This window comes from Caulobacter sp. GW821-FHT10C03, assembly GCF_059415485.1.
In genome coordinates this window covers 40,248-61,562 of record NZ_JBWKNI010000002.1, presented here as the reverse complement: position 1 = coordinate 61,562, position 21,315 = coordinate 40,248, and the positions used below count along the sequence as shown (strand labels likewise).

Annotated in this window: 26 protein-coding genes; 11 read left to right on the top strand and 15 right to left on the bottom strand. The window is 69.4% G+C overall.

What is annotated here, in order from left to right:
* Window positions 1-81 precede the first annotated feature (81 nt).
* Window positions 82-864: a potassium channel family protein gene (locus tag AC07NG_RS02310; protein WP_494591931.1), complete on the bottom strand. Its 783-nt coding sequence runs from the start codon at window positions 862-864 to the stop codon at window positions 82-84.
* Window positions 865-877: 13 nt separating this feature from the next.
* The gene (locus AC07NG_RS02305) at window positions 878-1,687 is read right to left on the bottom strand and encodes a hypothetical protein (RefSeq protein WP_494591929.1); all 810 of its coding nucleotides are present in this window, start codon (window positions 1,685-1,687) and stop codon (window positions 878-880) included.
* A 161-nt stretch (window positions 1,688-1,848) separates the two neighbouring features.
* Here AC07NG_RS02305 and dapF point away from each other — a divergent pair, with 161 nt between their 5' ends.
* The 4 genes from dapF (at window position 1,849) to AC07NG_RS02285 (ending at window position 5,835) form a co-directional block, all read left to right on the top strand.
* On the top strand, window positions 1,849-2,703 hold the full coding sequence (gene dapF / locus AC07NG_RS02300; protein ID WP_494591927.1) for a diaminopimelate epimerase: 855 nt from the start codon (window positions 1,849-1,851) through the stop codon (window positions 2,701-2,703).
* Window positions 2,616-3,527: an SDR family NAD(P)-dependent oxidoreductase gene (locus tag AC07NG_RS02295; RefSeq protein WP_494591925.1), complete on the top strand. Its 912-nt coding sequence runs from the start codon at window positions 2,616-2,618 to the stop codon at window positions 3,525-3,527. The genes dapF and AC07NG_RS02295 overlap by 88 nt, the downstream gene beginning before the upstream one ends.
* On the top strand, window positions 3,524-4,855 hold the full coding sequence (gene mtaB, locus AC07NG_RS02290; protein ID WP_494591923.1) for a tRNA (N(6)-L-threonylcarbamoyladenosine(37)-C(2))-methylthiotransferase MtaB: 1,332 nt from the start codon (window positions 3,524-3,526) through the stop codon (window positions 4,853-4,855). The genes AC07NG_RS02295 and mtaB overlap by 4 nt, the downstream gene beginning before the upstream one ends.
* Before the next feature lie 98 nt (window positions 4,856-4,953).
* On the top strand, window positions 4,954-5,835 hold the full coding sequence (locus AC07NG_RS02285) for an endonuclease/exonuclease/phosphatase family protein (protein ID WP_494591921.1): 882 nt from the start codon (window positions 4,954-4,956) through the stop codon (window positions 5,833-5,835).
* A 2-nt stretch (window positions 5,836-5,837) separates the two neighbouring features.
* Here AC07NG_RS02285 and AC07NG_RS02280 read toward each other — a convergent pair whose 3' ends face one another.
* Window positions 5,838-6,239 (bottom strand): thermonuclease family protein, encoded by a 402-nt coding sequence (locus AC07NG_RS02280; RefSeq protein ID WP_494591919.1) that lies wholly within the window; start codon window positions 6,237-6,239, stop codon window positions 5,838-5,840.
* A gap of 178 nt (window positions 6,240-6,417) precedes the next feature.
* Here AC07NG_RS02280 and AC07NG_RS02275 point away from each other — a divergent pair, with 178 nt between their 5' ends.
* Window positions 6,418-6,852, top strand: coding sequence for a GFA family protein (locus AC07NG_RS02275; protein WP_494591917.1), 435 nt, complete (start codon window positions 6,418-6,420; stop codon window positions 6,850-6,852).
* Here the strand turns inward: AC07NG_RS02275 and AC07NG_RS02270 are convergent.
* Together AC07NG_RS02270 and AC07NG_RS02265 are read right to left on the bottom strand one after the other, a co-directional pair.
* On the bottom strand, window positions 6,821-7,372 hold the full coding sequence (locus tag AC07NG_RS02270) for a hypothetical protein (RefSeq protein ID WP_494591915.1): 552 nt from the start codon (window positions 7,370-7,372) through the stop codon (window positions 6,821-6,823). The genes AC07NG_RS02275 and AC07NG_RS02270 overlap by 32 nt on opposite strands.
* On the bottom strand, window positions 7,369-7,995 hold the full coding sequence (locus AC07NG_RS02265; protein ID WP_494591913.1) for a trimeric intracellular cation channel family protein: 627 nt from the start codon (window positions 7,993-7,995) through the stop codon (window positions 7,369-7,371). Before AC07NG_RS02265 ends, AC07NG_RS02270 begins: the two co-directional genes overlap by 4 nt.
* Window positions 7,996-8,110: 115 nt before the next feature.
* Between AC07NG_RS02265 and ftsY the strand changes: the two genes are divergently transcribed.
* From ftsY to AC07NG_RS02250, 3 genes are all read left to right on the top strand, one after another.
* The gene (gene ftsY, locus AC07NG_RS02260; RefSeq protein WP_487291263.1) at window positions 8,111-9,052 is read left to right on the top strand and encodes a signal recognition particle-docking protein FtsY; all 942 of its coding nucleotides are present in this window, start codon (window positions 8,111-8,113) and stop codon (window positions 9,050-9,052) included.
* Between the two features lie 4 nt (window positions 9,053-9,056).
* Window positions 9,057-9,689: an inner membrane-spanning protein YciB gene (locus AC07NG_RS02255; RefSeq protein ID WP_492854041.1), complete on the top strand. Its 633-nt coding sequence runs from the start codon at window positions 9,057-9,059 to the stop codon at window positions 9,687-9,689.
* A gap of 93 nt (window positions 9,690-9,782) precedes the next feature.
* Complete coding sequence (locus tag AC07NG_RS02250; protein ID WP_494591910.1) at window positions 9,783-10,367, top strand: MarR family winged helix-turn-helix transcriptional regulator; 585 nt, start codon at window positions 9,783-9,785, stop codon at window positions 10,365-10,367.
* A gap of 138 nt (window positions 10,368-10,505) precedes the next feature.
* Here AC07NG_RS02250 and AC07NG_RS02245 read toward each other — a convergent pair whose 3' ends face one another.
* From AC07NG_RS02245 to AC07NG_RS02225, 5 genes are all read right to left on the bottom strand, one after another.
* Window positions 10,506-10,790, bottom strand: a complete 285-nt coding sequence (locus AC07NG_RS02245) for a hypothetical protein (protein ID WP_110121154.1) — start codon at window positions 10,788-10,790, stop codon at window positions 10,506-10,508.
* Between the two features lie 78 nt (window positions 10,791-10,868).
* The gene (locus AC07NG_RS02240; protein ID WP_494591908.1) at window positions 10,869-11,381 is read right to left on the bottom strand and encodes a DsbE family thiol:disulfide interchange protein; all 513 of its coding nucleotides are present in this window, start codon (window positions 11,379-11,381) and stop codon (window positions 10,869-10,871) included.
* Window positions 11,378-11,557, bottom strand: a complete 180-nt coding sequence (gene ccmD / locus AC07NG_RS02235; RefSeq protein ID WP_494591906.1) for a heme exporter protein CcmD — start codon at window positions 11,555-11,557, stop codon at window positions 11,378-11,380. Before ccmD ends, AC07NG_RS02240 begins: the two co-directional genes overlap by 4 nt.
* A gap of 4 nt (window positions 11,558-11,561) precedes the next feature.
* On the bottom strand, window positions 11,562-12,308 hold the full coding sequence (gene ccmC, locus AC07NG_RS02230; protein ID WP_494591904.1) for a heme ABC transporter permease CcmC: 747 nt from the start codon (window positions 12,306-12,308) through the stop codon (window positions 11,562-11,564).
* Between the two features lie 49 nt (window positions 12,309-12,357).
* Window positions 12,358-12,978 carry a Spy/CpxP family protein refolding chaperone gene (locus AC07NG_RS02225; RefSeq protein WP_494591902.1) on the bottom strand — a complete coding sequence of 207 codons (621 nt, stop codon included), beginning with the start codon at window positions 12,976-12,978 and terminating at the stop codon, window positions 12,358-12,360.
* A gap of 276 nt (window positions 12,979-13,254) precedes the next feature.
* Between AC07NG_RS02225 and AC07NG_RS02220 the strand changes: the two genes are divergently transcribed.
* Window positions 13,255-14,148, top strand: coding sequence for a DMT family transporter (locus AC07NG_RS02220; protein ID WP_494591900.1), 894 nt, complete (start codon window positions 13,255-13,257; stop codon window positions 14,146-14,148).
* Here the strand turns inward: AC07NG_RS02220 and AC07NG_RS02215 are convergent.
* Window positions 14,145-14,597: a putative signal transducing protein gene (locus tag AC07NG_RS02215; RefSeq protein WP_494591899.1), complete on the bottom strand. Its 453-nt coding sequence runs from the start codon at window positions 14,595-14,597 to the stop codon at window positions 14,145-14,147. The genes AC07NG_RS02220 and AC07NG_RS02215 overlap by 4 nt on opposite strands.
* A 13-nt stretch (window positions 14,598-14,610) precedes the next feature.
* On the bottom strand, window positions 14,611-15,102 hold the full coding sequence (locus tag AC07NG_RS02210; RefSeq protein ID WP_494591897.1) for a hypothetical protein: 492 nt from the start codon (window positions 15,100-15,102) through the stop codon (window positions 14,611-14,613).
* Between the two features lie 107 nt (window positions 15,103-15,209).
* Here AC07NG_RS02210 and AC07NG_RS02205 point away from each other — a divergent pair, with 107 nt between their 5' ends.
* Window positions 15,210-15,740 carry a surface-adhesin E family protein gene (locus AC07NG_RS02205; protein WP_494591895.1) on the top strand — a complete coding sequence of 177 codons (531 nt, stop codon included), beginning with the start codon at window positions 15,210-15,212 and terminating at the stop codon, window positions 15,738-15,740.
* 6 nt (window positions 15,741-15,746) lie between these two features.
* On the opposite strand, the gene AC07NG_RS02200 is transcribed toward AC07NG_RS02205, so the two are convergent.
* The 3 genes from AC07NG_RS02200 to ccmA form a co-directional block, all read right to left on the bottom strand.
* Window positions 15,747-17,054 (bottom strand): ComEC/Rec2 family competence protein, encoded by a 1,308-nt coding sequence (locus AC07NG_RS02200; protein ID WP_494591893.1) that lies wholly within the window; start codon window positions 17,052-17,054, stop codon window positions 15,747-15,749.
* 98 nt (window positions 17,055-17,152) lie between these two features.
* Complete coding sequence (gene ccmB / locus AC07NG_RS02195; RefSeq protein WP_487291241.1) at window positions 17,153-17,818, bottom strand: heme exporter protein CcmB; 666 nt, start codon at window positions 17,816-17,818, stop codon at window positions 17,153-17,155.
* Window positions 17,815-18,432, bottom strand: coding sequence for a heme ABC exporter ATP-binding protein CcmA (gene ccmA / locus AC07NG_RS02190; protein WP_494591891.1), 618 nt, complete (start codon window positions 18,430-18,432; stop codon window positions 17,815-17,817). Before ccmA ends, ccmB begins: the two co-directional genes overlap by 4 nt.
* Before the next feature lie 181 nt (window positions 18,433-18,613).
* Between ccmA and acnA the strand changes: the two genes are divergently transcribed.
* A complete protein-coding gene (gene acnA / locus AC07NG_RS02185; RefSeq protein ID WP_487291237.1) occupies window positions 18,614-21,301 on the top strand; it encodes an aconitate hydratase AcnA in 2,688 nt (895 codons plus the stop codon).
* The last annotated feature ends 14 nt before the right edge of the window (window positions 21,302-21,315 follow it).

The window sequence follows — 21,315 nt, the reverse complement described above, 5'->3', positions numbered from 1 at the left end:
GCTTTTTCTGAAACGCGTGGCGCTCGACGACAAAACACCTGGGTCCCCGCTTTCGCGGGGATTTTACGGATCAGGTGAGCCTCACGCCCCGTCGTCAGGAATGCACAGCAGCTTGCCGCAGGCCTTGCAGTGTACGGCGTCCGGATCGTGCTTGCGCAGGCCGCAGTCGGGGCAGGGATGGGTCACCTTGTGCGGCCGCAGGATCGACTGGATCAGGCCGATGAACAGCGACACCCCGCCCAGCATCACCGCCATCGACAGCAGCTTGCCCCACACGCCCGGCAGGGTGACGTCGCCATACCCAGTCGTCGTCAGGCTGGTGACGGTGAAATAGAGGGCGTCCACATAGCCGGCCACGCCCTCGTGCCGGCCCGCGAAGCTCGTATAGACGAAGCCCGTCACCACGAAGACGAAGGTCAGCAGCGACGAGGCGGCCTTGGTGACATCCTCGATGCGGGTGTCGTCGTAGCGGCGCGCCACCGTGCGCCAGAAGAACTCGCTGCGCACCAGGGTCCACAGGCGCAGGACCCGCAGGAAGCCGAAATTGAACAGCCAGGCCGGGAACAGCAGGGTGGCCAGCACCAAGAGGTCGATCCAGGTGATCGGCTTCTTCAGCCAGCTCCGGATGTCGCCGTGGGCGATGGCCCGCGCCACGAGATCCACCGCCAGGAACGCCGCCACCCCATAGTCGATCAGGTAGAAGGTCACGCCATGCCGGTGCATCAGCGGCGCGGCGATGAAGAAGGCGATGATCGCCAGGTCGATCAAGATCACCGCATAGCGGAACCGCACCGCCGCCGGTGACGCGCCATGATAGAGCGCCCGCAGCCGGGCGCGCAGGCGAAGGTCTTCGGCGTGGCTCATCGGTCCTCCCATCTCAGGGCGTAGCGATCCGGCCGCTGATCCAGAACGATCCGCTGAGGATCGAACCCGGCGCGGGCACGGCCTTGATGCTGCGCGGATCGATCAGAACGTCCATCGTCGCGTCGCCATAGGTTCGCACCAGCGCCCAGACGAACTCGTCGCCGCCGGCCTGGTTGCGTCGCCGTTCTGCCTTCAGCACCGTGCTGGCGAACAGGGCCTGTGCGGTCGGCCGCTTGGCCGTCTTCAGGTCGCCGTCCTCGCCGTCGGGCGTGAACATGCCCGAGGGAATGAAGTAGTTGGAGGCGAAGGTGATCCCGTCCGGCTTGCCGGCTTCGGCGTTGGCCTGCTTCTGGGCGGCGTAGTAGGCCGCTTCGTCGGCATAGACCTCCGGCTCGAACACGAAGGCCGACAGCCGCACCGGAACCTTGGTTCCCGGTTTCAGCCGCAGCGCCTCGCCGGGATCGGCCAGGTCGAACACGATCGGCGTTTCCTCGCCCTTGAAGCGGGCCGTCAGCGTCACCTCGAACGGCTTCCACTCCGGATCCGAGGCGTCGCCGACGATCTCGACCTCGACCTGGCTTTCGCCGGCGAAGGCGGGGTTGAGGGTGATCAGCTCCTGGTCGCCGCCGAACCGGCGCTTGCGCAGGCCGATGCGAAGCTCGGCCCCCGACGGATCGCGCACCAGACAGACCGAATCCTGGGCCTTCAGCGTCGCCAGGGCGCAGTTGGCCAGGAAGCCTTCGGCCTGCCGGTTCAGGGCGGCGGTGTCGCGCAGGTCGAGCGGAAACCCGACCATGGTGAAGTGGCTGGCGTCGATCGGCATCGTCTGGTCCCCCGGCGCCCACGACACGGGCGCAATCCCGGTATCGATCAACCAGTGCGCGCGACGAAAGGCAAGCTGTCGAGGCTCGGGTCGCGATCCTGGCCAAGCCAATCGCCGCATCCCCTGCCGTTGGCCTAAGTTTTCGACTATATAGCCCGGCCATGAGCCGCACCTTCCTGAAGATGAACGGGCTCGGCAACGACTTCGTCGTCATCGAGACCCTCACCCAGCCGTTCGAACCCTCCGCCGAGGAGATCCGCCAGATCGCCAAACGCGGCCAGGGCGGGATCGGCTGCGACCAGGTGGTGGCCATCGATCCGCCGAAGGCCGAGGGCGCCTCGGCCTATGTGCGCTTCTGGAACGCCGACGGCGAGCCGGCCGGCGCCTGCGGCAACGGCACCCGCTGCGTGGCTTGGCTGCTGATGCAGTCGGGCGGCAAGAACGAGGTGGCCTTCGACACCGTCGCCGGCCGCCTGTCGGGCGTCATGGCCGGCGACAAGCGCGTCACGGTCGACATGGGGCCGCCGCGCCTGGGCTGGGAGCAGATTCCGCTGTCGGAAGAGATGGACACCGCCCGCGTCGAACTGCAGGTCGGCCCGATCGACGCCCCGTGGGTGCACACCCCGGTCTGCGTCTCGATGGGCAATCCGCACGTGGTGTTCTTCGTCGACGCGCCCGTGAGCGACGAGTTCGCCGAGAAGACCGGCAGCTTGGTCGAGCATCACCCGCTGTTCCCCGAAGGCGTCAATGTCGGCTTCGCCCACGTCGTTTCGCGCGATCACATCAAGCTGAAGGTCTGGGAGCGGGGGGCTGGCCTGACCGCCGCCTGCGGCACCGGCGCTTGCGCCGCCCAGGTCGCCGCCGTGCGCCGCGGCCTCACCGACCGCACCGCCACCGTCGAGTTCGAGAGTGGCCCGCTGGTCATCGAATGGCGCGAGGCCGACGGCCACGTGATCATGACCGGTCCGGTGGCCCTGGAGTTCACCGGCAAGCTGCCCGAACTGGCCGGCGCATGAGCGAGCTGCACCCCGCCCTCGCGCCCGGCAAGACGGCGCTCGTCACCGGCGCGGCCGACGGCATCGGCCTGGCCGCCGCCAAGGCCTTCGTCGAGCTGGGCCTCAACGTGGTCATGGCCGACGTCACCGGCCGCAAGCTGAAGCAGGAAGCCGAAGCCATCGGCGCCCTGGCCGTGCCGACCGACGTCGCCGACCGCGCCGCCGTCGAGGCCCTGCGCGACGTCGTGCTGGAACGCTTCGGCGCTGTCGACGTGCTGATGAACAACGCCGGCGTGGGCGGCGGCGGCGACGCCTTCTCGGGCGACGACGCCTGGAAGCGCATCCTCGACGTCAACCTGTGGGGCGTGATCAACGGCGTCCAGGTGTTCGGCGAAGAGATGGCCGAGAGCGGCCGCCCGGGTCTGATCATCAACACCGGCTCCAAGCAGGGCATCACCCAGCCGCCGGGCGACACGGCCTACAACGTCTCCAAGTCGGCGGTGAAGGCCCTGACCGAGGGCCTCGCCCACACCCTGCGCGAGATCGTCGACTGCCAGGTCACCGCGCACCTGCTGATCCCGGGTTATACCTTCACCGGCATGACCAAGCGCGGCCCGGGCGGCAAGCCCGACGCGGCCTGGACCTCCGAGCAGGTCGTCCACTTCATGCTGGCCCGCATCGCCGCCGGCGACTTCTACATCCTGTGCCCGGACAACGACGTGTCGCGCGCCGTGGACGAAAAGCGCATGGCCTGGGCGATGGGCGACATCATCGAGAACCGCCCGGCCCTGTCGCGCTGGCACGACGACTGGAAGGACGCCTTCGCGGCGTTCGTCGCTTCATGAGCGTCTACACCGTCATCAAGGCCACGCCGGCGCCCAAGCCCGAAGTGGGCGAAGAGGGCGGACCGGCGGTCGTGGCCTCGGGCCCGAACGGCGTCGACGTCGTCACCTTCGGTTGCCGCTTGAACGCCTATGAGAGCGAGGCCATGCGCGCCCGCGCCGCCGCCGACGGCTTGTCGGACGCGGTGGTGTTCAACACCTGCGCGGTGACCAACGAGGCCGTGCGCCAGGCTCGCCAGGCGATCCGCAAGGCCCGCCGCGCCCGCCCGGACGCCCGGATCATCGTCACCGGCTGCGCCGCCCAGATCGACCCGGCCGCCTTCGCGGCCATGCCGGAAGTGGATCTCGTGCTCGGCAACGCCGAAAAGGCCGCCCCCGGCGCGCTGATCGAGACCACGACCCGCGTGCGGGTCAACGACATCATGTCGGTCAAGGAGACGGCCGGTCACCTGATCGACGGCCTCAAGGACCGCGCCCGGGCCTATGTCGAGGTCCAGAACGGCTGCGATCACCGCTGCACCTTCTGCATCATCCCCTATGGCCGGGGTAACTCGCGCTCGGCCCCGGCCGGCGAGGTCGTGGAGCAGGTGCGCAAGCTGGCCGCCGAAGGCTATCGCGAAGTGGTGCTGACCGGCGTCGACGTGACGTCCTGGGGCTCCGACCTACCTGGGCAACCTACGCTTGGCCAACTGGTCGGCCGTATCCTGCGCATGGTCCCCGACCTGCCGCGCCTGCGTCTCTCCTCGATCGACGCCGCCGAGATCGATCCGGACCTGCTGAAGCTGTTCGCCGAAGAGCCCCGGCTGATGCCGTACCTGCACCTGTCGCTGCAGGCCGGCGATGATTTGATCCTCAAGCGCATGAAGCGCCGGCACAATCGCACCGACGCCCTGAACCTGGTCGCCAGCGTGCGCGCCGTGCGGCCGGACGTGGCCTTCGGCGCCGACCTGATCGCCGGCTTCCCGACCGAGAGCGAAGAGGCCTTCGCCAACACCGTCCGCCTCGTCGAGGAGGCGGGTCTGGCCTTCCTGCACGTCTTCCCCTACAGCGCCCGCCCCGGCACGCCAGCCGCGCGGATGCCGCCGGTGAAGGGGCCGGTCATCAAGGACCGCGCCAGGCGCCTGCGCGAAGCCGGCCAGCGCGGCCTGGAGCGTCACCTCCAGGCCCAGGTCGGCCGCACCCTGGCGGGCCTGGTCGAACGCGACGGCCTGGCCCGGGCCGAGGACTTCACCGAGATCGCCTTCACCGGCGAGGCGCCGGCCGGGCAGATCGTCGATTTCCGCGTCACCGGCCACGACGGGACCCGGGTCATCGCCGAGCGGGCGGCTTGAGGCGCGTCCTCGCGGCCGCCCTGGCCGCGCTCCTGACGCTTCCCATGGTGGCCTCTCCTTCTTGGGCGAGGGCCGACGACGGGGTGAAGCTCAGCGTCATGAGCTACAACGTCGCCGGCCTGCCCTGGCCGGTGAAGGCCGGGCGCGGCGAGGCGCTGAAGAAGATCGGTGACGAACTGGCCAAGATGCGGGCCGCCGGGACCGAGCCCGACGTCATCCTGATCCAGGAGGGCTTCCGCAAGGAGATCGGCGACCTGATCGACCGCTCCGGCTACCCCTACGTGGCTCGCGGTCCCAAGAAGGGCCAGCGCGACGCCAGCCTGTGGCCCAAGGGCCAGAAGCCCGACTATCGCCGCGTCGCCTATCGCCGCAAGGGCGAGGGCCTGGGCAAGTGGGGCTCCAGCGGCCTGTGGGTGCTGAGCAACTTCCCGATCGAGGACGTGAAGTCCCACGCCTATCACTACTGCGCGGGCCTGGACTGCCTGGCCAACAAGGGCGTGATGCTGGTGACGCTGAACGTGCCGGGGCTGCCGACGCCGGTCGAGATCGCCAACACCCACCTCAATTCCAAGGGCGCCTCGCGCGTGCCCCGCTCGCGCAACCGCATGGCCCACCACCTGCAGGCCGACGAGCTGAAGATGTTCATGCGCGAGGACCGCACGCCGGGCGCGCCGCTGATCGTCGGCGGCGACTTCAACGTCATGCACGCCCCCGACCGCTTCGACTACGTGATGGCCGACTATCCGTTCGAGGTGGTCAGCCGCTGGTGCCACGCCCTGCCGGGCGCCTGCGACACCCAGATCTCGTACGACGGCGACGCCCCCTGGCTCGACACCCAGGACCTGATCGGCTTCCTCGACGGGACGCGGGTGCAGGTCGCGCCGGTCAGGGTCGAGGCCACCTTCGACGGCGCCAGCGAGCCGGTGCTGTCCGACCACGACGGCTACCGGGTGACCTTCCGGCTGACGCCGAAGGGGTAGGCCTACCGCCGGCCCCGGCCGCCCTCGACGCCGCCGCGGGCCCGCAGGAGGTCGCCCACCGCGGCGCCGCCGATCGTGCAGCGGGCCACGACCCGGTCGTAGGAGTGCTTCAGCGCCCGGCACGACAGGTACTGGCGCCAGACCACGTCCTCCAGCCGGCTCTTGGCCTGCCGGCCGCCCGCATCGTGCAGTTCGGGGGCGTAGAAGTCCGACAGCCGCACCTCGATCCAGGTCGAGGGATTGCTGGTCGGGCCGACGCACAGGCTGTCGCCGTCGCCGACATAGCGCACGGGGCCTTCGAAGCGGGTGTTCGGGGCGGGCAGCGGGGCTTCGCAGGGGTCCGCCAGGGCGAGGGAGGGCAGGGCCAGCGCCGCCGCCGCCAGGATTGCACGCCAACCGATCATCGACCCCTCCGCCTTGCACGGGAGGAATCGGTACGCCCTAACGAAGCGGTTGTATTTTCTCACGATTTACTAACTCGAACGCATTACTGCATTCGTTGGACACCGCGTCGGCCCTTGCTGTCACGCCTGATCTCGCCTCTGGTGCGGCCGCGCCTGTGGAAGGGATGTGGAGGGGATCTTGGCTTTGAGCGGCGGCTGCCAGTGCGGCGCGGTGCGGTTCCGGGTGGAGGGCGAGCCTGGCCGGGCCTCCCTCTGCCATTGCCGGATGTGCCAGAAGGCCTTCAGCGGGCCGTTCGGGGCGCTGGTGACGGTCGAGGTCGCCAACCTGACCTGGACGCGCGGCGAGCGCTCGACCTTCCAGAGCTCCGACGCGATCAGGCGCGGCTTCTGCGCCGCCTGCGGCTCGCCCCTGACCTTCGAGTGGAGAGCCGAGAAGATCGATCTCGCCGTCTTCGCCTTCGACGATCCGTCGGCGGTGGCGCCGGTGGTCCAGCTGGCGGTCGAGGCGCGGCCGGCCTGGATGGAGCATCTGGCCGACATGCCGGTGCGCCCACCCGCCGGAGGCTCGGTCGTGGCGGTGGTCAGTCGCCAGCATCCGGATCGGGAGACCTGAGCCGCCGATCGGCGGTCACGGTCGCGCCTCGCAGGCGCCGCAACTGCCGCAGCAGATCGGCGGCGTTCCGCCGGCTGAGGCCCATATAGGGTAGGGCCAGGTGCAGCTCGCGGGTTCCGATCGGATGGTTGAACGATCTCAGGCGCCGCTTCAGCCGAAAACGCACCGTCGCCGGCCGTCTCCAGGCGCCGTTGTCGATGGCGACCGACCGGACGTCGGTCCAGCGGACCTTGTCGGGCGAGATGGACCGGTGGACGCGAAAGCCTTCACCGTCCGCCTGAAAGACCGGGCCGCCTTTTCTCAGTCGCCACAGGGTTCCGGTGAGCGCCCAGGTCAGGAACGCGAGCATTCCGCCCGTGAGCACAAGCGTGGGAGCATCCATGTCCGACGAGCCGACGACAGCGGCGAAGACAATCAGCGCGAGCAGGGCGCCGCTGATGACCGCCAGCAAGACGTCTCCGCGCCGTTGGCCCGTGACGATCACGGGGTCGTCACCTTCGAAGCGCGCCTTCTCGGTCACGCCTTTTCTTCCCCGCCCATGAAGCCCGGCAGGCTCCAGCCGAACTTGATGGCGCAGGCTCGCAGGCCGAAGGCCGCCGCGAACCCCGCGATCCCGGCCGGCCAGAACGGCACGTGCAGCCATTGCAGCACCGCGAACACCGCCGCGCCCAGCAGGGCGGCGGTGATGTAGATCTCGCGGCGCAGGAGGAGGTTCGGCTCCTCGGCCAGCACGTCGCGCACCACGCCGCCGAAGGCGGTGGTCAGCACGCCCATGATCACGGCGGTGAAGGGGTGCACGCCCAGGCTCAGCGCCTTGGCGGTGCCGACCACGGCGTAGGCGGCCATGCCCAGGGCGTCGAGCCACAGCAGGGCCCGGAAGCGCCAGCCCCGCTGTCCCAGCAGCCAGACCACCAGGGCGGCGGCCAGGCACGCCAGGATGTAGCCGGGCCGCTGGATCCAGAACACGGGCGCGCCGATCAGGAGGTCGCGCAGCGTGCCGCCGCCCACGCCGGTGATGGCGGCGAAGAAACCGAAGGTGACGATGTCGTGTTTACGCCGCGCGGCGGCCAGGGCGCCGGTCGCGCCGAACACGGCGGCGGCGGCGTAGTCGAGCCAGAAAAGGGCGGCGGCCAAGGGATCCATCGGCCCTAGACGCCATGAGCCGGCTCCAAGCGCAACCTTGCGGTCGCCCGCGCCGCTAACCTCGAATCGTAAATCGCGTCTTCACTTTTCCCCAGGGGTCGCTACAGGAGCGCGGATGAGCGAAAAGCCCTCGCAGAAACAAGGCTGGTTCCAGCGCCTTACGGCCGGCCTGACCCGGTCTTCCCAGCAGATGACCGAACAGGTCACCGGCGCCTTCACCAAGAAGCCGCTGGACCAGGAGCAGCTGGACGCGCTCGAGGAGATGCTGATCGAGGCGGACCTCGGCCCGCAGATCGCCGCCCGCATCGCCGACGCCTTCGGCAAGGCCCGTTTCGGCAAGGCCTCGACCGACCACGAGATCAAGGAAGCCCTGGCCGAGCTGATCGCCGCCGAGCTGGCCGACCGCGAGGGCCGCTTCGACCCGCTGGGCGGTCCGCGCCCCTATGTGGTGCTGTTCATCGGCGTCAACGGCTCGGGCAAGACCACCACCCTGGGCAAGATCGCCGCCGACCTGACCGAGAAGGGCGCCCGCGTCCTGATCGCCGCCGGCGACACCTTCCGCGCCGCCGCCGTCGAGCAGCTGAAGGTGTGGGCCGACCGGGCCGGCGCCGACTTCATGTCCAGGCCCACCGGCAGCGACGCCGCCGCCCTGGCCTACGAGGCCGTCGAGCGCGCCAAGCTGGAAGGCTATGACGTGGTGCTGATCGACACCGCCGGCCGACTGCAGAACAAGCAGGGCCTGATGGACGAGCTGCTGAAGGTCATCCGGGTGGTCAAGAAGGTCGATCCCGACTTCCCGCACGAGACCCTGCTGGTGCTGGACGCCACCGTCGGCCGCAACGCCCTGGCTCAGGAAAAGGTGTTCGGCAACAGCGTCGGCGTCTCGGGCATCGTCATGACCAAGCTGGACGGCACCGCCCGCGGCGGCGTGCTGGTGCCCGTCGCGCGCGCCTCGGACAGCCCGATCAAGCTGATCGGCGTCGGCGAGGGAGTGGACGACCTGCAGCCCTTCGACGCCCGCGCCTTCTCGCGCTCGCTGGTCGGGCTGGAGGACTGAGCGCGTGACCGAACAGAACTCCGCCCCCCAAGAAGCCCAGGCCGAAGCCAACAAGAAGAAGACCGCCTGGGTGCGCACCGCCGTCGACTACGGCGCGCCGATCGCCTTCGCGGCCACCTATTTCGTCACCAAGAACTTCCAGACCGCCACCTGGGTGCTGGTCGCCGCCTCGGCGCTGGCCCTGGTGGTCGGCTACGCCCTCGAGCGCCGGGTGGCCCTGCTGCCGCTGTTCTCGGGCCTGATGGCGCTGTTTTTCGGCGTGCTGGGCCTGGTGTTCCACAGCGACGTCTTCGTGAAGATCAAGGTCACCGTCGTGAACGGCCTGCTGGCCGCCTTCATGATCGGCGGGGCGCTGATGGGCCGCGCGCCGCTGAAGGCGCTGATGGGCGAGGCCCTGCACATGTCGGACGCCGCGTGGCGGACCCTGACCCTGCGCTACGGCGGCTATTTCGCCCTGGCGGCCATCGCCAACGAGGTGGTGCGCCTGACCCAGGACACGCCCACCTGGGTGAAGTTCCGCATCGCCCTCTTGCCGCTGGCGATCGTCTTCTCGCTGACCCAGACGCCCTTCATCATGAAGCACATGGCCAAGCCGGACGACCAGAAGACCCCCGAACCGCCGGACGCCGGGTTCTAGGGCGCGCAATCCGCCGCCCACGGACCATCTGTCGTCAAACCGACGCGTAACCGTGCTAGCTGGACGTCCGTCAACGGAAACGGGGCGGACGACATGGCCAAGCACAAGAGCGACAAGACCGCCGCGCGCGAGGTCGGGGTTCTCGACCGCTCGCCCAGTCACCTGCTGCATCGGGTGCTGCAGACGGCGCTCGACATCTATGTGGAAGAGACCGGCGCGGGCGGAATCACCCAGCGCCAGTTCGCCGTGCTGGCCGCCGTGGCCGAGCACGAAGGCGTCACTCAGACGGGTCTCGTCCGCGCCACCGGCATCGATCGCTCGACCCTGGCCGACATGGTCGCCCGGATGATCGCCAAGGGCCATCTGGAACGTCAGCGCTCGGAGCAGGACGCCCGCGCCAACTCCGTACGCCTCACCGACGCCGGCCGCCTGGTGCTGGAAGAGAGCCTGCCGAAGGTCGGCGCGGCCGACGCCCGGATCCTTTCGCTGCTGAAGGCCAGCAAGCGCGACGGCTTCCTCGACCTGCTGGCCGAAATGGCCGCCGTCGACCTGCACGCGCCTGCGCCCGAGCCGAAGGCCAAGAAGCCGAAGGCCGAGAAGCCCAAGGCCGAGAAGGCGGACAAGCCGAAGAAGGAAAAGAAGGCCAAGAAGGACAAGGACGCCAAGAAGGCGGCCTGACCTGTTCCCTCTCCCCTTGCGGGAGAGGGTGGCCTCCGAAGGAGGTCGGGTGAGGGGTCTCTCAGAAATTCGGAGAGGCCTTTCGACCCCTCATCCGTCGGCTTCGCCGACACATTCTCCCGCGAGGGGAGAAGGAAATCAGACCACGATGTTCAGCAGCGACCCCGGGCGCAGCATCTTCTGCGGCTGCTCGGTCGGGGCGGTGAAGGTCTTTGGAGCCGTGCGCTGGGCTTGCGGCTGGGTCTGGGTCTGAAGCTGCACGCTCATCGCCGACTGGGTCGGGCGCGTGGTGGTCGTCCCGGTCGCCTCGGTGACCGCCGCCTGGAAGAACGCCGCCGCGCGCGACTGGCCGGCCGGAGTCACGCCGCCGGACGAGGGTCGGGCGGGGACGGCAGGCAGGCCGGTGGGGCGAACAGTGCTCATGACGCGCAAGCTAGCATGGTTAATGCATGGTGCGCGAGCGTGGTTAACGCGGTTCTAAGGTCGGCGGCGCGCGGCCGTTTACCGCAGTTTGGCGACCAGGGCGTCGAGGTCGGCGGGGGTGAGCGGGCCGGTGTGCTTGGCGATCACCGTGCCTTTCGCATCGACGATGAAGGTCTCGGGCACGCCGGTGACGCCGAACTCGACCCCCGCGCGGCCGTCGCGATCGACCAGCCGGGCGGCGAACGGGTCGCCCAAGCGGCCGATGAAGGCCTCGGTGTTGGCCGGGGCGTCCTTGTAGGCCACGCCGACGATGCGCACGCCGCGCGCCTTCAGGGCCATCAACTGCGGATGTTCCACCTCGCAGGGGGCGCACCAGGAGGCGAAGAAGTTGATCAGCATCGGCCCGTCGCCGGCCTGGCGGATCGACGCCGGGGTCCCGCTGTCGAGATCGGGCAGGGCCAGGGCCGGGACTGGCTTGCCGACCAGGGCGTCGGGGCTGACCTGCGGATTGCGCTTCAGGGCATAGCCGGCGAACAGCACGGCCAGGGCGGCCAGCACGATCAGCGGCGCGAAGGCCAACCAGCGCTTCACTTGGAGGGATCCTGGGACTGGCCCTTGGCGTCCGCCTGACGGCGTTCGGCCTCGGCGCGCCAGCGGCGGGCGGAAGCGAGGCTGTCGACGATCATCCAGACGAACACCGCCGCCGACAGGGCGAAGGCGGGCCAGACATAGACGGCGTACTTGCCGGCGTCGAAATCGAAGTGCACGCGCCTAAGCCTCCGCCGCCTTGAGGGCCAGGGCCCGGGCCTTGCGCCGCCAGACCAGGGCGCGGATCCGCACCAGCCACAGCGACCCGAAGGCCGACAGATAGGCCAGGCACATGACCAGCATCGGCCAGGCGTAGACCGCCGGCAGGCGGTCCTCGCTCTTGGCGAACAGGGTCGAGGAGCCCTGGTGCAGGCTGTTCCACCACTCGACCGAGAACTTGACGATCGGCAGGTTGATCACGCCGACCAGGGCCAGGATGGCCGCGGCCCGGGCTGCCTTTTGCTCGTCGTCGAGTGCGCCGCGCAGGGCCAGGTAGCCGAGATAGAATAGCAGCAGCACCAGCACCGAGGTCAGGCGGGCGTCCCACACCCACCAGGTTCCCCACATCGGCTTGCCCCACAGCGAGCCGGTGGCCAGGGCCAGCACGGTGAAGGCCGCGCCCAGCGGGGCGCAGGCCTGGGCGGCGGCGTCGGCCAGGGCGTGGCGGAACACCAGGGCCAGGAAGCTGGCGATCCCCAGGCACAGATAGACGAAGCTGGCGAGGATGGCGGCCGGCACGTGGATGAACATCATCCGCACGGTGTCGCCCTGCTGGTAGTCCTCGGGGACCGTGAAGGTCAAAATCAGGCCGATGATGGCCAGCACGCCGGCGATCGCGCCGAACATGGGCGCGGCCCAGCGCGAGAAGGCCATGAACCGCTCGGGGTTGGCCAGGAAGTCGAACGGGTTCTTGTTGTTGCGGGCGCCCATCGACCTTGACTTAGATCGGCTGAAGGACGCCCGCAATCGTCTCGGTTGTTTACGAGCCCGACTTGCGCTCGATGATCACGCGACGCTCGCTGCGGCGCTCGAAACCAGGACCACCTGGACCACGGGTCTCGATGCGGCGCACGCCGCCGCCGGGACCGCCGCCGACCTCGGGACCGAGGATGTCGAAGGCCTTCTTCTGGCTGGGCGACAGGGCGTTGTAGAAGGCCCGCGTGGCGTCGGCCCGGGCCTTGAACTCGGCGGTGACCTTGGCCATCTGCTCGGCCTGGCGGTCAAGGCGCTCCAGCGTGGTCGGCGGAGCCTTGTCGGCATCGGCGCCGGGACCTTCCGGACGGGGGCCTTCGTTGCGCACCGGCTTGGGCTCGGGACGGTCCTTGGGGCCGGTGGCGGCGATGTAGGCCTTCAGCGCGCCTTCCTGGCGGTCGGTCAGCTGCAGCACGTCGCGCAGGTGCTTGGCGCGGGCTTCCGGATCGCGATGGGCGCGGATGGCCATCGGCGGCGGGCCGCGGAAGGTCAGGTGATCGATACCGGGCGGCGGGGGCGGCGGTTGCGGAGCTTCCGGCGGGGCGACGGTCTGGGCCGCGGCGGCGACGACGCCGGCCGTGAGCGCGGCGCCGGCGGCGAGCGCGAGGGACTTGAGGGCGGGGCGCATGGCGATCTCCTTGGACAGGGGCGGATACGAACTGCGGCCTAGGTTGAAGCCCGTTGTGGCGCGAAAATGTCTGAAGATGTGAACAATGTTACACGAATGAAGCGTTGCCCCGGGCGACGATACGAAGAGCTGACAAATCAAGCACTTGGATGTGTGGCCTGCGCGCCGCGCCTTGACTCATTTCGATAATTTCATGTTCGGCGCGGGCCTGCTGACAGGTCCTGTCACGGGCAACGCCCATATCCCCGTCCATCCGAATGCGGCATGAGGTCCCCGATGAAACGCCTCGCCTTCCTCGCCCTGATCCTCGCCGGCCTGCTGTGGGGCCTCGGCTTCCCGCTGGGCAAGCTGATCCTGCGCGAGACCGACGCCGCCCACATGGTGCTGCTGCGCTTCGCCGTCGCCGCCGTGGTCGCCGCGCCCTTCGCCCTGCGGACGAAGGAGGCCCGGGCTCTGTTCCGCTCGCCGGTGATGCTGTTGTCGGGCGCGCTCTACGGCGTGGCCTTCATGGTGCAGTTCGAGGGGCTGGCCCATGTCAGCGTCACCCTGGCGGCCCTGCTGGTCGGGGCCATGCCGGCCCTGATCGCGATCTGCGCCAAGGTCATGGGCGAGAAGGTCAGCCGCGCCTCGTGGATGGGCGTCGGGGCCGCGACCCTCGGCGCGGCGCTGATCGCCGGCAAGCCCGACGGGGCCGGCTCGCCGCTGGGCGTGGCCCTGTCGCTGGGTTCGCTGTTCATCTTCCTGGCCTGGCTGGTGGTGCTCAAGCGCGCGCCCAAGCCCGCTTCGCCGATGGCCGTGCCGGCCGCCACGGTGATCATCGCCGCCTTCACCGTGCTGCCGATCGCGTTCTTCATGCACGGACCGCCGAAGCTGGATCTTTCGCCGACCGCCTGGATCGGCGTGCTGGGCCTGGGCGTGCTGTCGACCCTGCTGGCGACGGCCGCCTGGCAGTTCGGCTCGGCCCGCGTCGGCAGCGCCAGCGCCGGGGTGTTCATCAATATCGAGCCGCTGATGGGCGCCTCGATCGGCGTGCTGCTGTTCGGCGACCACCTGACCCTGGCCCTTGGCGTCGGCGGCCTGATGATCATCGCCGGCAGCTTCGTCACGGTGCTGGGCGAGCGGCAGGCCGAGCCGGACGGCCTGCAGGCGGTTCCGGCCCCCGCGCCCTAGCCGAACAGCGTCGGCGCCCAGACGGCCAGTCCGACCAGCAGGCATAGCCCGGCGACGCTGATCGCCACGCCGCCTAGCCAGGCGTGGCGGCGCTTGCCGTCCAGCAACAGGCCGGCCGCAGGACCGAAGGTCGCCGCCAGCAGCAGGGCCGCGCCCGCCTTGCCGGCCGAGGCGCCATGGGCCAGCACGTCGGACTTGGGTTCAGGCTCGCGGTCCAATTCTGGCGGGATCGCGCCGCCGCGCAGGTCCTCGATCAGCCGCCGGGCCTCGTCGGCGTCGCTGTCGGGCGCCCACAGGCGAAAGCCGCCCATGGCGATGGTCATCAGATAGTCGCTGGCGCCCCAGTGCTCGTTCTGCAGCAGCACCGGCACGCCTTCGGCCCGCAGGCGCGAGGCGGCGATCTGGGCCTCGGCCAGGTCGGCGAAGCGGGCGATCTCGGTCAGGCTCATGGGCCTGCCCTCCTCAGCGCGGCTCCGAGCCGAGCCGCCAGAGATAGAGGTGACGCGCCGGCGTGCCGACGCGCAAGTCCTTCAGGTCCTTCTGCTCGGCCTCGCTGAGCTTGAACCGGCTGTAGCCGCGGTCGGCCAGGCACTTCTCCAGGGCGGGGGTCGCCTGGTCGCGGACGTTGCGCCAGTTGCGGTTCATCCGCAGCCGGTAGGCTTCGGCATAGGCGTAGGCTGATTGCGCCGCGCCGGTGGCGGAGGGTTCGAAGGCGCCGAGATCTGGATCGACCGGAACGTCCATGCCGAAGGTCAGGTCCACCAGGGCCAGCTTCACCGGCGCCAGGGCCTCGACATAGTGCAGGCACTCGGCCGCGTCGGTGCGGTACTTCAGGTAGCTGACGCCGGGCTTGCCCCAGCTTTCCTTGCGGGTCGGCGCGCCCTGGGCGGCGCTCGCCACGGCAAGAGCGGCCAGCAGCGACAGCGCCTTGCCGGCCGTTCGGATCCTGCTCATTCGGTACGGCCTCCCCTGCCGGCCGGTTGATCGTTCGTCGACCCATGTTACCGTGACCATGGAAGAAGAAAAGGGCGCCGCACGCGCGTCCGACGGGAGGCCGCAGGGTGGACACTCATTTTCTCATCGCCGTTGGCGCGGCCGGCCTCCTGCTGGCGGTCCAGGCTTCCGCGCCGCCCGCCGCGCCTCTGGCCGATGCGAAGGCCGCCGCCGACATCGACGGCGTCACCGTCACCGCTCAGGAGAAGGCCAAGGCCATGCCGCCCTGGGCCGAGCGGGTGCGGGCCGACGGCTGGCCCTATTTCGCCGCCGCCGAGGAAGGGGCGGTGCTGATGTTCGCCAAGACCGCCAAGGGCAATGACGGGCGCAAGCCCCAGGGCCAGGTCTGGGTCCGCCACGAGTTTCGCCTGCCGCGCACCGAGGTCGAGGCGCCGGACGCCCCGGCCTTCCGCTCCGAGAAGGTGCTGGTCGAGGTGGATTGCACGGCCGGCCGCTTCCGCAACGCCGCCGCCTTCCGCTACCCGAAGAACAATCTCGAAGGGACCGAGGACTCCTACCGTTTCGAGCAGGACTGGCAGGCCCCGGCCGCCGGCACGCTGGACGCCACGGTGGTCGAGGCGGCGTGTTTGACGCCCTGAGGCCGCTCAGGTGTGCCGAAGCTCGACCGCGCACTGGGCGGACGGGCAGCGGTGGCCCGGCAGCGACGGCGTCGCGCTCCATCCCAGGCCCAGATGGCCAAGGCCGCCGATCGACCGGTTGGTGGTGTCGCGGTCAACCGGAACCGCGGCGCCGTGCGCGTGGTGCGGCCATCCCGCCACGTGGTGATCGCTGAAGGCGACCGCGTTCGGATGCTGATGGGAATTGTTCAAGCCGAACGAATAGGCGGCCCGCGCGCCCGGTTGGCCGGTTCCGGCCGGCGTCGCGTGGCTCGACATGTTGGCGCCATGGTGCGGGGCGACGACCGAGGTGAAGGTCGTGCCGACCGCGCCGGGAATGGCGGTATAGCGCGCGTCGCCAGTCAGCAGGATCGGGGGCTGGCCCGCTGGACCGCGTACCTCCATGGCCAGGCCCGTATGGTTCCGATTCGCCCCCATGCTGGTGCACTTGTGGATCGTCATCTGGCCGCTCGACAGGGTGGCCAGCGTGTTGGGCCATATGAACAGCCTGCCGGCTCGATGCAGGCCCGCGGCGAATGTGCTGTGCACCATACCCAGGCTCTGGGCCGGGGCGATCCAGTTCAGGGCCTGTGCGCCCGGGAACTTGGCGCCCGACGACCAGTGGTCCCAGTCCCAGTGCGACAGCACCACGGGCGGCGAGGCCTGATAGCAGAAGTCGGTGAGCGCCGCGGGAAAGGTGGCGAGGTTGGTGTTCACGCCGCCGCCGAGATCGAAATAGGCCAAGGGCGTCTCGCCGCTGTCGCACAGGCCGTTCGCGTTGCCCTGGCCTATGTCGTAGACGCCGATCCAGTCGATCGTGCCGGTCACCGCGTCGAGCACGTCCTGGATTTCGTGGGGCTGGCGCTGCAGGGGCTCCAGATCAAGGATCTCTTCGAGTTTGCGCGAGATCCCAGGATCGACGTTCTTGACCTCTTCGACCGTGGCCGCCTGGGGCTCGCGAAAAAGATTGAAAAACAACAGGGACTCGCCGCCGGGCCTGATCGAGATTTCGTACCATTGGGACGGCGTGGGGTCGGGCCAGTCGTCGAGCCCGCCTTCAAGCGGCGGTATCGGACGGTTGTCGCGATCATGAAGAACGAAGATCGGCGCCCTGGCCGAGAACTCCGACCAGGCGTCGATGCCGGCGATCGCCGGGAGGGTGTCGAAGAAGGCCGCATCGACCGCCTCGAGCACGGCGGCGTCCGGTTCGAAATGATCGATACGCGCGTAGAGGCGCCTTTTGTCTTCCCGCGGCTGTCCTTCGAGGCGGGGGCGGAGGAAAGCGTTCTCGAACATCGCGTCTGGGCCAGGTTGCGAGCGGTCGCGGCGGCGATCGCCTCAGGCGAGAGCAGGATGGTTGAAAACGACCTGCGGGGGAACCCCTTCGCCAGGTCTCAGTCCAAGGCGTTGCGGCAGGCCGCCGCCATGGCCAGGGGGCTGAGGGCCACGGCCGCGGCGCTGTAGGCCAGCAGGAACAGCAGGCCGCCCGTCCACGGCAGGCCGCCGGCCAGGCTGTCGAGCGCGCCGGCCCCGAAGATCACCGGCGGGGCGTAGAGCGGCAGCACGATCACCGCCACCAGCAGGCCGCCGCGACGGCTGCCCAGGGCCAGGCTGGCGCCCAGTCCGCCGAGGAACGAGAAGGCCAAGCCTCCGGCCAGGGCGCAGACGAACAATAGCGGCGCGATCGAGGGCGACGCGCCGAGGATCACCGCGGCGATGGGCGCGGCCAGGGCCAGGGGCGCGCCGGCCGCCAGCCAGTGGGCCAGGCATTTCGCCACGGCGACGGCTTCAAGGGGAGCGGGACCCAGCGCCAGCAGGTCCAGCGCGCCGTCCTCGAAGTCGCGCTCGAACAGGCGCTCCAGGGAAAGCAGGGCCGCCAGGGCCAGGGCCAGCCAGGCGATGCCGGGGGCCAGGGCCGCGAGGCGCTCGGGCGCGCGGCCGGCGGCGAGCGGCAGCAGGGTGACGACGCAGGCGTAGAAGGCCAGGGCCAGCAGCGGTCCGCCGCCCCGGCCCCAGGCCAGGGCCAGCTCGCGGCGCAGGAGGATGGCGAAGGCCCTCATCCGCCGATCTCCACGCTTCTCGCTGGGATCGGCAGGGGGTCGTGGACGGCGGCCAGCAGCATGCCGCCGCCGGCCAGGTGCTCGGCCAGGATCTCGCCGAAGAGGGCGCGGTGGCCGGCGTCCAGCGGGGCCATCGGCTCGTCGAGCAGCCACAGGGGGCGAGGGCTGGCCAGCAGGCGGGCCAGGGAGACGCGGCGGCGCTGGCCGGCCGACAGCCGGCGGACCTCCAGGTCGAGCAGGCGCGACAGGTCCAGCCGCTCGACGGCGGCGCGGGCCGAGGCCTCGGTTCCGCCGGTCCACTGGGCCTGGAACAGTAGTTCCTCCCAGGCGGTGCGCGTGGTCTTCAGGCCGTCGTGGTGGCCGGCCAGGTGCAGGCCTTCGGCGCGGGCGGTTTCTGCCTCCAGCAGGGCGCCGTCCGGACCTTCGAAGGTGATGGTTCCGGCCTGGGGCCGCAGCAGGCCGGCGACGGCGCGCAACAGGCTGGTCTTGCCCGCGCCGTTGCGGCCCAGAAGGGCGCCCGCCTGGCCGCTTTCGAGCGCCAGATCGAGCCCCGAAAACAGGGTCCGCTCGCCCCGCGCGAGGCTCAAACCCTTTATGCGAACGGCTCTCATCATCGCAAGTCCATGCGCCGTGCATGGACGTTGTGGGTAACCGGCGCTAAGAAGCGCTCGGCCGTCACCCTCCGCTTTGGATGGGGCGTACGCGGCGCGAGGATGGACGCTGTGGGTCCCCCTCGATCGCGCGATCCCGGGAGTGGTTTTCCGGCGGCCGTGAACAGAGAAGGGATCCTTCCAAATGGCGTCAGTGGACAGCCTCAAAACCCGCCGCGAACTCGTCGTCGGCGGTAAGACCTACGTCTATTACAGCCTTCGCGCCGCCGAGGAAGCCGGTCTGGCCGGCACGGGCTCGCTGCCCGTCTCGATGAAGGTGCTGCTGGAAAACCTGCTGCGCTACGAAGACGGCGTCTCGGTCAACGAAGCCGACCTGAAGGCCGTCGCCAACTGGCTGGAAAACAAGGGCTCGGTCGAGCACGAGATCAGCTTCCGCCCGGCCCGCGTGCTGATGCAGGACTTCACGGGCGTGCCCGCCGTCGTCGACCTGGCCGCGATGCGCGACGCCATGGTCGCCCTGGGCGCCGACCCGGCCAAGATCAACCCGCTGAACCCCGTCGATCTGGTCATCGACCACTCGGTGATGGTCGACAACTTCGGCGACGCCAAGGCCTACGACGCCAACGTGAAGCGCGAATACGAGCGCAACATCGAGCGTTACCGCTTCCTGCGCTGGGGCTCGTCGGCCTTCAACAACTTCCGCGTCGTTCCCCCGGGCACCGGCATCTGCCACCAGGTGAACCTGGAATACCTGGCCCAGACCGTCTGGACCGCGCTCGTGGATGGCGCTGAAGTCGCTTACCCCGACACCGTCGTCGGCACCGACAGCCACACCACCATGGTCAACGGCCTGTCGGTTCTGGGCTGGGGCGTCGGCGGCATCGAAGCTGAAGCCGCCATGCTCGGCCAGCCGATCCCGATGCTGATCCCGGAAGTCATCGGCTTCAAGCTGACCGGCGCTCTGCCGGAAGGCGCGACGGCCACCGACCTGGTGCTCACCGTCACCCAGATGCTGCGCAAGAAGGGCGTGGTCGGCAAGTTCGTCGAATTCTACGGCGACGCCCTGGCCAACCTGACCCTGGAAGACCAGGCGACGATCGCCAACATGGCTCCGGAATACGGCGCCACCTGCGGCTTCTTCCCGATCTCGGCCGCGACCATCGCCTTCCTGAAGGGCACCGGCCGCGAAGCCGACCGCGTCGCTCTGGTGGAAGCCTACGCCAAGGAGCAAGGCCTGTGGTGGGAGCCCGGCGTCGCCGAGCCGACCTTCACCGACGCCCTGGAACTCGACCTGTCGAGCGTCCTGCCGTCGCTGGCCGGCCCCAAGCGCCCGCAAGACCGCGTGCTGCTGTCGGACGCCGCCTCGAAGTTCGCCGAGTCGCTGGCCGGTGAGTTCGGCAAGGCCGAAGCCCCCGAGTTCCGCGCTCCGGTGGAAGGCGAGGACTTCGACGTCGGCCACGGCGACGTGGTGATCGCCGCCATCACCTCGTGCACCAACACCTCCAACCCCTCGGTCCTGATCGCCGCCGGCCTGCTGGCCAAGAACGCGGTCGCCAAGGGCCTGAAGGCCAAGCCGTGGGTGAAGACCTCGCTGGCCCCCGGCTCGCAGGTCGTCACCGACTACCTGGCCAAGGCCGGCCTGACCAAGCACCTCGACGCCCTGGGCTTCAACCTCGTGGGCTACGGCTGCACCACCTGCATCGGCAACTCGGGCCCGCTGCCGGAAAACATCAGCAAGACGATCAACGACAACGATCTGGTCGCCTGCTCGGTGCTGTCGGGCAACCGTAACTTCGAAGGCCGCGTGAACCCGGACGTCCGCGCCAACTACCTGGCCTCGCCGCCGCTGGTGGTGGCCTACGCCCTGGCCGGTTCGCTGAAGATCGACCTGAACACCCAGCCGATCGGCAAGGACAAGAAGGGCAACGACGTCTTCCTGAAGGACATCTGGCCCTCGAACGAAGACATCGCCGCCCTGCAGCGCAAGTCGATCAACGAGAAGATGTTCGCCACCCGCTACGGCGACGTCTTCAAGGGCGACAAGAACTGGCAAGGCATCAAGGTCACCGGCGGCCAGACCTACGCCTGGGAAGGTGACTCCACCTACGTCCAGAACCCGCCCTACTTCCCGAACATGTCGATGACCCCGACCCCGGTCACCGACATCGTGGAAGCCCGCGTCCTGGCCGTGTTCGGCGACTCGATCACCACCGACCACATCAGCCCGGCCGGTTCGATCAAGACGTCCAGCCCGGCTGGCCAGTACCTGGTCAACAACGGCGTCGAGCCGATCGACTTCAACGGCTACGGCGCTCGCCGCGGCAACCACGAAGTCATGATGCGCGGCACCTTCGCCAACATCCGCATCCGCAACAAGATCACTCCGGAGATCGAAGGCGGCGTGACCAAGCACTTCCCCTCGGGCGAAGTGATGCCGATCTACGACGCGGCCATGAAGTACCAGGCCGAAGGCCGTCCGGCCGTCGTGTTCGCCGGCAAGGAATACGGCACCGGCTCGTCGCGTGACTGGGCCGCCAAGGGCACCAAGCTCCTGGGCGTCCGCGCGGTGATCACCGAGAGCTTCGAGCGCATCCACCGCTCGAACCTGGTCGGCATGGGCGTGCTGCCGCTGCAGTTCATCGCCGATGGCTGGCAGAAGCTGGAACTGACCGGCGAAGAGCTGGTCTCGATCCGCGGCCTGCAGGACCTGGCGCCGCGCAAGCAGCTGATCGTCGAGCTCTACCGCCCGACCGACGGCCGCATCGCGCGCTTCCCGGTGCGCTGCCGCATCGATACGCCGACCGAACTCGAGTACTTCAAGAACGGCGGCGTCCTGAACTACGTGCTGCGCAACCTGGCCAAGGCCGACTGAGCGGCCTCTTCAGA